The organism is Sporosarcina sp. Y1009, from assembly GCF_057669865.1.
Map to the genome: position 1 here is coordinate 55,312 of NZ_JBYHFO010000003.1, position 11,354 is coordinate 66,665.

Below are 11,354 nucleotides of genomic sequence, written 5' to 3' on the forward strand. Positions count from 1 at the left end.
ATTAATAGATAGAACTTTGGTACAATTGTGACGGTTCCTGTAATAGGAGAAATAATTAAGCAAGGGGGATTCTTTAGAAGATTCAGGTCATAAGCGAACAAAAAGCATAGGGGGGATCATTGACAATGCATCAATCAAAAGCTGCAAGGAAAATGTTTTCAATCTTTATGATTTTATTGCTAGTCTTTCCTTTAATTTTCCCACAACAGGCTGCAGCACAGACGTCTGGCACTTCAGATTTTACGATTAAAGAAGAGCTGAAGTTGGAAAAAGAGAAGGAGCAAGACATTGAATTACAAAAACAACAACCAAATAACGTAAACCAAGTAAATGAAAATAAGATTCCAAGTTTACTGGATGAATTGTCTTCGGAAGAAAAACCGGCTGAGGACTTATTTGTGATGGGCGGAAAGGTTGAAGCAGCGTTACTGACAACACTGGAATCGGAAGAAACAGTAAATGTCATTATCAAAATGCAAGATGCTGTCGACTTAACGAAACTTTCCACAACACTAGCTACAAAAAGTAAAAACGACAAAGCGAAAGCAGTCGTCGATCAACTTCAAACAGTTGCGAAATCCAATCAAGCTGAAGTTATGAAACAACTGACTTCTTTTGAAGCCTCAAAAGAAGTCAGTAATATTCAGCAGTTATGGGTAATTAATGGAATCGCAGCAACAGTTACGAAGGATGCACTTGAAGAGCTTTCAAAGAGAAAAGACATAAAAAGCATTACGGAAGACATGGAAATTCTTGCACCAGAAGTTACAGTGGAAGACACAAAACCGCGTCTACCTGAGTGGGGACTAGAAAAGATATTTGCACCTAGAGTGTGGGGCGAATACGACTTACAAGGGGAAGGTATTGTCGTTGGGATTATGGATACGGGTGTTTCTGAGACACACGAAGCCTTGCGACATAACTACCGAGGACGTGATGGACATCATCAATATTCTTGGATAGATGTATCAGGCAATGGGTACGACACACCAAGTGATGGAAACGGTCACGGAACGCATGTTGCTGGATCTGCTGTTGGCGGCGGAGAAGGTCAGCCGATTGGTGTTGCACCAGGCGCTGACTGGATTGCTGCAAAAATCTTCGATGATGGTGGAAGAGCAACAGCATCTGGTATTCACCAAGCATTCGAATGGTTTTTAGCGCCAGGTGGAGACCCAAGTAAAGCACCTGACGTTGTTAATAACTCATGGGGAAGTGCCGATTCATATCGAACGGAATTCTTACCGGGTGTACAAGCCTGGGTTGCGGCGGGCATATTCCCGTTATTTGCAGCGGGAAATGATGGGCCTGGACCACAAACAATCGGTTCGCCAGGAAGTTTCACTGAATCATTTACAATTGGCGCGACAGATGTTCATGATCAAATCGCAGGATTTTCAAGTAGAGGACCAGTTTTTTGGCCAGATGAAAGTGGAGAACGGGTTCGCCATGTGAAACCTGAAGTTTCGGCACCTGGACATCAAATTTATTCTGCATTGCCAAGCGGCGGATACGGTACAAAAAGTGGAACGTCAATGGCGACACCACATGTTGCCGGGGCAATCGCGCTAATCTTACAAAGTCAGCCAAACCTTACGATTGATGAGGTCGCTGATTTACTAGAAAGCACGGCAAGAACTGAAAGTCATATGGGCAATTTGCCAAATGATAGCTATGGTCATGGGATTATCAACGTTTATCAAGCAGTGACTGAGTCTTCATTTGCAGGAACGCTTTCAGGAACTTTAACGGATGAAAATGGCGATGCGATTGCCGGAGAACTCTATTTTCCAGATGAAGACCTTCGTATAGCCGTAGCAAACGACGGGTTATTCAACTTCAAAATGAGGGAAGGCACGCATACTGTCGAATTACAAGCATTCGGCTATCATTCGCTAACTGAAACAGTCGAAGTGATAAAAGGACAAGTCGTCACGAAAAACTGGACTTTACAACAATCCGAAGTCGTTGACGTTACGGGAACAATCACGTATGAAAACGGAGACCCAGTTCCGTATGCATACGTGCGCATTAAAGACACACCTTTACAATCAGTTCGTACAGACGAACAAGGTGCGTTTAAGCTAACGGGTATTCCAGTAGATGACTATACATTTGTCGTTAGCGGAGCAGGCATTAAACAAAAGTCACTACTAATTCCGATCAATGAAGAAAACAAAACCATCACAATTGAGGTCGAAACAATTTCGATCGAATCAGCAGATGGTTGGGCAACAGCTAGAAATAATTACGGGAGAAACGCAGTCAGTACTGCAGAAATCGATGCAAACAGCCTGAAATCCTCCTGGAGTTACGCAACACCAGGCTCAATGATATTTTCTTCACCAGTCATTGCGGATGGAAAAGTAGTTTTTACAACTGATAGTGGAACTGTCACCGCTGTCAATCAAGATAGTGGAGAAGAGGTTTGGTCGATTGGCACGGGGAATATGAACCGTTCAACGCCAACCGTTGTAGATGGTGTTGTCTATGTAGCGGGCGGCGGGGATTATCAAGTCCATGCCATTGACTTAAATTCGGGCATGAAAAAATGGTCAACACGCGTCGCTTATCCGGCCATTTATGAAGCACCTATTTACAAGGATGGCGTTTTATACATCACATCCCATGCACAGCCAAATGCAAAAGTCATCGCATTAAATGCCAATACAGGTGGTGAAATTTGGTCAAAAGAAGTCGGAAACACAACGTATTTCGGTGCTTCTTTAGGACAAGATTCACTATTTGTTGGGACCTACCAATCTAGAACATTAACTGCACTGTCCATCGGAAATGGGGAAGAACAGTGGAAAAAAACAGTTGAAAATGAAGGGTTCGCTGCAAGCCCGGTGTATGAAGACGGGGTTGTGTATGCAGTCTCTACAAATTTGGACGGCGGAAGAGGAACGTTACGCGCATATGATGCGACGGACGGAACTGAGCTTTGGACTGCAGCGAATATCGGAAACACGGAAGCAGGAAGTCCAATTGTTTACGATAACTTAGTCATTATCGGTTCAGCAGATACGCCGATTCTTAAAGCTTTTAACAAATCAGACGGCAAACTCGTTTGGGAAACAGATAACGGAAGCTTAATGCAAAATAGTGGATCGGTTTCTGGGAATGGAAACCTTTATATAACGGACCATTCCTCTAACTTGAAAATTTATGATGTAAATTCAGGTGAATTAATTCGAATGATTGCCCTGAATAATTCAAGTACAAATGGCGTCGCATTAGCCGACGGTCAAGTTATCGCAGCAGACAACACAGGTCTATTCAGCTTCGTTTCTGAAGGGACAATTTCTGGAGAAATCACCGATAATGACGGGGAGCCTGTGGCGGCTAAAATTTCTGTGATTGATTCCGATAAATTTACAGAAGCCGATGATAATGGAACGTATGCATTATCGATGCGACCGGGAACCTATACGGTGAAAATTGCAGCATATGGTTATAAACAAATTACGGAAGAAATCACATTTATCTCAGGCTTTAGCGAAATGAAAGATTACGAATTAGAAGTCGCAGCTGAAGGGTCGGTTTCAGGTGAAGTCACGGACAAACGATCTGGAGAACTGCTAGAAAATGTATCGATAACGGTACTTGACTCACCGATTACGACACGAACCAACGAATCAGGAGCGTTTACGATTCCAGAAATGTCAGAAGGAACCTTCGACGTCGTATTCTCGCTAGCGGGTTATGTCGAAACCATCGTTCCAATGACCATCAATGCCAATGAAAACACAGTCTTCAACTTTGAAATGCCGCCAGTAGACGTAGCGGTGTTAGATGATTTAGACGGGGAAGTTGTTCGTTTCTTAAATGCCAATAACATTGCCGCCGAAGAACGTGGTTGGGATATTATTGACGAAATTGGCAGTTACCAAGTGCTTTATTTAAACGGGGCGTATACCTCCTCAGGCACAAAACCAACAGAGGAAGAACTTGACGCGCTCATCAACGCAGCTGCAGCACATGATGTCAGCCTTATATTTGCTGATACATGGGGACCAAGTTATGGTAGCTTGCGTCAACTTTGGGAATACAGAGCAGATCCAGCACAATATGGATCAGGTTTTACAAACACACAAGTTCGTCTAAGAGCTGACGTCGATCATCCGATTTTTGAAGGGATCGAAAAAGGCGTCGGATTAACAACTATCGAAAATGGCCACTTAGCTTGGTTTAACCAATATACAGGTCGCCACCTCGCAACTGTTGGGACAATCCGAGACGGTTATGAAGGTTCAGGCGTTGCTTACAAAGGTGCATCAGAAGCGAGCGGACATTTACTCTTATCGACACATGCCGCGTCTCCATGGACATCACCGTACAACGGATGGACATTTACGCAACAGCAAATTTTACTAAATGGGATTGCTTACATCCAAGACATTCAATTCGGGAAGTTATCCGGTTCAATTGAAGATGCAGCAGGCAATCCACTCGATGCAAAAGTCGAAGTAGCTGACACGGGTGTCTCTGTAACGGCCTCTGCAGATGGAAATTATGAACTATTCCACGATGAAGGCACCTACGATATATTTGTAGGTAAAGAAGGCTACGCAACAAAAGAAATAACGGTCGAGTTTGTTAATGGCCAACCTGTCATCGAAAAAATCATATTAGAGGTTTCTGAAAGCGGAACCATTTCAGGAAGCATCACGAACAAACTCACAGGACAAGAACTTTCTGAAGCAAAACTTCAGTTGTTCGATGAGGAAGAAAATCTCGTTCAAGAAGTATTCAGTAAAGCGAATGGTAGTTACGAGGTAACAGGGTTAAATGAAGGCGATTATGTGTTGGAAGTGAGCATAGACGACTTCGTGACACAAAGAGTAGACGTTGCACTCCGGGCTAAACCAGTCAATATTAGTGCTGAACTTTACCCTGCACCATCTGTTGGGATTATCGGTGATGGTTCATCGAAAAACTTACGAACAATTTTAGGGGACGTTGGGATAGAAGCAGAAAACCACACATCCATTAACTCAATCTTGCCAGAAGTAGAAAACCTGGATGTCATTTTCTTTGTAACGCAGTCAACGTCATCAGTACAACTACCAGTGCTGCAATCATTGCTAGACGAAGCCGATGAACACGGTGTCAGTGTTATATTTGGCGATGATTACTACACAGGATCAGGTATCAACCATATCTCCAGATTACTAGGGGATCCTGAAACAAGAACCCAACATGGAAATACAACAAGTTCCGCAGGCTATGTTGTCATCGAAGAGAATCCGATTTTCGGGAAAGCAGACGTTGATGAGTTTATTAACCTGCTAGTGCCGGCAAGAAGTAATGTTGCGGCATTTAACGACTATTCTGGCTATCCATTGGCCTATATCAAACATGAAAACAATGAAAATATTCATGGATTAGGCGCTGCCTATAAACCAAGAACAGCGAACAGTATGGAACTTCTATTGAGTGGGCATGCAGTAGGATCACTCAGAAACTCAGATGCTTATACAAAAGAAGGACAAGAAATATTTGTCAATGCAGTGCTATGGGCATCGTATATTGAATTCAATGAAATTCAAGGAACTGTGACAAACGCAGAAGGAGAACCACTACTAGCTTATGTTGAAATACCAAGCGAAAGTATTGGAACATGGACGGATCCAGAAACGGGCGCATATGAATTCGGAAGTATTGATGGTGATTTCGAAATCGTTGTGAACGCATTTGGCTACCAGACCCATTCCGAATTAATTGCAGTCAACGAGAATCTAGAAGCGGTCAATTTCGAGATGGATGTGAAAGAAGATAACGGACAAATTGAAGGTACATTCATCGATGAAAACACTCGCGAAGGGATCAGCGAAGCGCAAATTGAAGTCGTCGATCATCCGCGGAGCGCAACAACATCGGTCAGTGGACAGTTTACAATCGACCGACTCGAACCTGGAACGTATACCTTAATCGTTGAAAAAGAAGGGTATGTGCTTCAAGAATTCGATGTGAAAGTAGCAGCAAACGAAGAAGTCGTATTCGAACGGAAGATGAAGCCTACACCGAAAATTGGTGTTGTCGTGGATGGGCAAAGTTCATCTGCTCAAACAATGAAAGATTATTTAACACCAAGAGGATATGAAGTCGAGCAAATCCTCTATACAGATGTAGACCGGCTTCAAGAGTTCGATTTGATTTTCGCGAACTCAGATTACAACAATAGTTTAACACCAGACAAAGCACAGCTTACAAGTTTTATAAAAGAACTAGACAACACCGAAACACCTATTATTTGGACAGGAAGTACCGGACCAAGAGGAAGTATTCCGTTCCTGATCGAACATACAGGAATGCCTACTTCTGAAGTCAAAGGAAGCTTACCTTCAGCTTCAAGGGAGCTAACAGCAAAAATCCTTGAAGATCATCCAATATTTGAAGGTGTTGCGTTAGATGAAAACAATGAATTCACATTCCCGACACCGAATTACTACGGTTTTGAAGGGTACACAGGGCAAACAATTGCAGAATCATCTCATGTTACATTAGGTGATTTGGGATCGTTCGTCGCATATGGGGGCCGTACGTTAAACAGTTCTGAAGTTTTACTATCTACAATCGTATTCGGAGCTGGCTATAGTACAGATGTCTATTTCGATAAAAACCGTGAGCGAATTCTGAACAATGCCATTACCTGGGCACTTGATAATGAAGAACAGTTCGTCGGAGAAATGCACGGAACGATTCAAAACAATGCGGATCGTGGTGTACAAGCAACAATTACTGTCGAAGAAACAGGATACACATTCGAAACTGAACTCGACGGCTCATTCTTCCTAGCTGAAGACACGGGTACCTATACGCTGTCAGTCGAAGCGTTTGGACATCAAACCCAAAGCTTTGAAGTAGAGTTCGTACGCGGGGAATCTTCGGAGGAAACGTTAGTCATTACTTCAAACGATGCCGGGCTCATTAAAGGTCAGGTGAAAGCTGAAGATACGAACAGGGGTATTGAAGATGCGTCAATCCAAATTCTTGGCACACCTTTGAAAGCAGAAACGGATGCAGATGGAAATTATGACATCCAAGTACCAGTCGGGGAATACCAAGTACGCGTGACAGCAAATGGTTATTCACCACAAATCATCACTGTAGCTGTCGCAAATAATGCTGAAGTAACGGTAAACTTTACCGTCAACGTATCAGAAAAAATTGCTTTCGTTGGATCGACAGTAAACGGCAATCGCATGCTGCCATTCCTGGAAGCTGAAGGATACGAAGCAGATTTCTGGTTGAATTCAACTATGGATGCATTAAAGGAAGAGTTAGCGAATTATGCAGTGGTCATTTTCAACGAACGTCATAGTTCTTCCATGCCGGAAGCGAAGTTCAAGGAATTTATTGACCTAGCAGATGAATTAGGCGTCAGCATGATCTTTACGAGTCAATACGCAAACGGGACCATCATTGATTTAAATAACTTCTATGGTGACCCGGCATCACAAACAAGTGGGTTCGTTCCAAACACCTATGACTACGAAGTACTAGAAGAGCACCCAATCTTCTTAGGCTTCGAAGTCGGAGACAAAATAACCGTCATGCAACATCCTAGAGAGGGCTCGAACGTTCAATATAACGTATTTGAGTCATACAGCGGAACAACAATAGGAGATATTGTACATGATGAACGCGGAAGAGTCGGCAGCGCAGTTGCGTATGATTTCCGTACAACGTCCAATGTGCATATTTTACTAGGTGGACTCCACACAGGTTCTTACGGTCATCCAGGAGATCGTTGGACAGACGGTGGTAAACGAATCTTTACAAACGCGATAGATTGGGCGTTAAATGCGAGTCTAGGAGAAATTAACGGAACGGTAACCGACGTTGAAGGCGATCCAATTGAAGCGGCTACTGTAACGATTCCGAGCCAAAGCTTAACGACCAAAACCAATGCACAAGGTGAATACAGATTAGGTGTTGGCATTGGGGAACATGAAGTACGCGTTCAAGCATTAGGCTATATTACGCAAACAGACACGGCAAATATTGAAAAACTTGGGGATATTGCTGTACTGAACTTTGACATGCAAAAAACAGATCGCATGTCTGTATTTGGAAAAGTCACGACCATGGATGCAGAAGCCATTGCAGATGCAAGCTTGACGCTAGTGTCCACGGAAAATGAAATTGACCGAGTAGAATTGACCAATCAAGACGGAAGCTATCAATTTGACGAACTACTTGCAGGTGATTATGAAATCACACTCGAAGCAAATGGTTATCAATCTGTTACGCAAACCTTCCAGGTTGAAGCGGGAGAAGATGTTGAACTCGACTTTATACTCAGCGAATTCAATATTGCCGTACTAGGCGATATCAAAAATGACCTCGAACAATTTTTCGAGGAACATCAATTCCCAGCCCAAAGCCGTGATTGGGATATCGTTGATGACGTCTACAATTATGATGTCATCGTCGTCAACTCTGACAAAGGAACGACCGAGCAAGTTGAAAAATTACTAGCAGAAAGTGACAAATATGAAACAAGCTTAGTATTCGTAGACACTTGGGGCCCAGATGGATCTATTAAACTTCTCGAAGAAGCGAAAGGCTATCCAACGCTGGCCAATCAAGGGTACAACGAAGGGGCTGTATTTATTGAAGTAGAAGAAGCGCATGACATCTTCGCTGGACTAGAAGAAAACTTCAAAGTCCATAGCGAAAAGAGTCCATACGCAACCTTCGTAAACTATGAAGGAATCGAACTCGCATCACTGATTGTGGACGATGAAAACAAAGGTGCAGCAATCGCCTATGACTTCCAAGGGGAAAATCACATGCATATTCTACTCTCCTCTTTTGCAGTCAATAATATTATCGGACCAAATCGAGGATGGACAGAACATGGAAAACAGCTATTCTTGCAAGTGATTGAATGGGCAAGAGACGGTGTTCAAGAACTTCCAGCATTCCCAGAATGGACAACTGAAAACGATATACTAACTGATGGCGATTTCCAAGTTGCCGGAAACGCAGAATATCGCAGCACTGTTTCCATTCTTCATAACGACGAAGTGATCGGGACAGTTGAACCAACAAAAGACAATACGTTTGAAACAGAAATCACAGGACTTGAACACGGCCAATACGAACTTACGCTACAAGCAAGCAACTTTGCAGGTGAAGTGACGAGCGAAGAAGTGCTACATGTTTTCGTCGACACCCATGCACCGGAGCTAGAAGTTGTATCGCCGGCACAAGACTTTGTTACAAACAAAGAAGTCGTTGACGTTCAAGGAACCGTATTCGACGACAACCTAGATCGCGTGCTCATAAACGGAGAAGCGGTAGAAGTGGACAATGGCGAATTCCTTAAGCAATTAGTTCTCGAAGAAGGAACCCATACAATTACCGTCACTGCAGTTGACGCACTCGACCATGAAACAACGATTGAAAGACAAGTGACAGTCATGTTAAGTGGACCTGTCATTACAGATCTAGAACCTGCGGAAGACCTAACAGTCGAACCAGGAGATGAAATTGAAATCTCGTTCCACAGTGAAACAACAGGCGCCGATGCAACATTCGTCGTACAACTTCCGAGTCAATCCGCACCAGCATCAGCGGACAATGCAATGGAAGAAGTCACACCAGGATTTTACAAAGGAACCTGGACAGTGCCGAATATCGATGTGGAAGGCGCGGTAGTAAAAGTAGAAATAATTGACGCTGCCGGAAATAAAACAGCCGAAAATGCACCAGGTAAAATCACAATCATTACCGAAAACGAAGAGCCAGAACCAGATCCAGAATTACCAATCATTTCTAACTTGAAACCAGAGACAGACCAACAACTAGTCCCTGGTGATGAAGTGAAAATCGCCTTTACGAGCGAAACAATTGGCGGAGACGCATATTTCGAAATCAAGCTGCCATCAAATCTAAGCTCAGCTACGAAAATCCCAATGGAAGAAGTAGCAGAAGGCCAATACGAAGCCATCTGGACAGCACCAGATCTAAAATTACCAGGTGCAGTCATCGCAGTTGAATTATCAGATGCAGATGGAAATACAGCAACACAAGAAGCATCCGGAAAACTCTTTGTCACACCAGTCATAGAAGAGCCGGAAGAACCAACAGTACCTGAAATCACAAACGTTCAACCTGCAACACATCAATACGTCATCGCTGGCGATGAAATTGAAATCTCATTCGAAAGTGATGCAAAAGGCGGAGCGGCTAACTTTACCATCCAATTGCCAACGATTTCAACAGCAGCAGAAACTGCGGGTGGAATGGTCGAAGTCGAACCAGGCGTCTACAAAGGAACTTGGACAGTACCAGAAAATGTAATCCTGGACGGTGCCGTCATCCAAGTAAACCTGACAGATGTAAATGGAACGACAGTAACAGCAGAAGCAGAAGGTAAAATCACAATCTATGCCAACGAACTAGACCGAATTTCCGACGAAAACCGCTACCTGACAGCCATAGAAATCAGTAAAAAAGGCTGGAAGAAATCAGATACAGTCATTCTCGCACGCGGCGATAACTACGCGGATGCTTTAGCCGGCGTACCTTACGCACATCAATTAGAAGCACCAATCTTATTGACACTGCCGAATGACTTATACGAAGAAACCCTAGCCGAAATCACTAGACTCGGAGCCAAAAAAGTCGTCATTCTAGGCGGCGAAACAGCGATAAGTGAGGACATAGCTCGCGAATTAAAAGCGGCAGGACTCACCGTCGAACGACTCTCAGGAAGTGACCGTTTCGAAACAGCAGTGAAAATCGCAGCCGAAATGGATACAACCAATAAAGTCGTCATCGCAAACGGCATGGACTTCCCAGACGCCTTATCTGTCGCAGCACATGCAGCGAAAACAGGCATGCCAATCTTACTAACAGAATCGGGTAAACTGCCAGCAAAAACAGCAGAAGCACTCGAATCCCTAGGCATTACTGAAACAATTGTAGTCGGTGGTAAAACAGTCGTATCAGAAGCAGTCATCGACTTGTTACCAAGCCCGACCGTTCTAGCAGGAAAAGATCGATACCTAACCAATATCGAAATCGCAAATCATTTCGGCGTAAACAGTAAACACCAATACGTCGCAACCGGCCAAAACTACGCCGACGCCTTAACGGGTGCGGTCCTAGCAGCCAAAAATGACAGCGCAGTAATCTTGGTTCACGCAAGAATTCCAGAAGAGGTAGCAACATATATCTCTGAAGAAGGCGTGAAACGTTTAACAATCTTCGGCGGCGAATCAGCAGTTAGTAAAGCAGTCGCTGATGAGTTAATGAGGTTAATTCAGTAAAGACAGACTGCAAATAGAGAAGGTCACAAACCTTCTCTATTTGCATTATTAATAATCAGGGGAAAA

The 11,354-nt window shown here is 43.6% G+C and carries 1 protein-coding gene; it reads left to right on the top strand.

The features are described 5' to 3' along the window. Window positions 1–125 precede the first annotated feature (125 nt). Entirely contained in the window at window positions 126–11,288 is an 11,163-nt protein-coding gene (locus tag AC25Y1_RS04880; protein WP_488147027.1) for a carboxypeptidase regulatory-like domain-containing protein, read from the top strand. Window positions 11,289–11,354: the final 66 nt, after the last annotated feature.

Excerpts from the sequence above, each read along its gene's own strand:
- AC25Y1_RS04880 (WP_488147027.1), top strand. The coding sequence starts at position 126 with ATGCATCAATCAAAAGCTGCAAGGAAAATGTTTTCAATCTTTATGATT.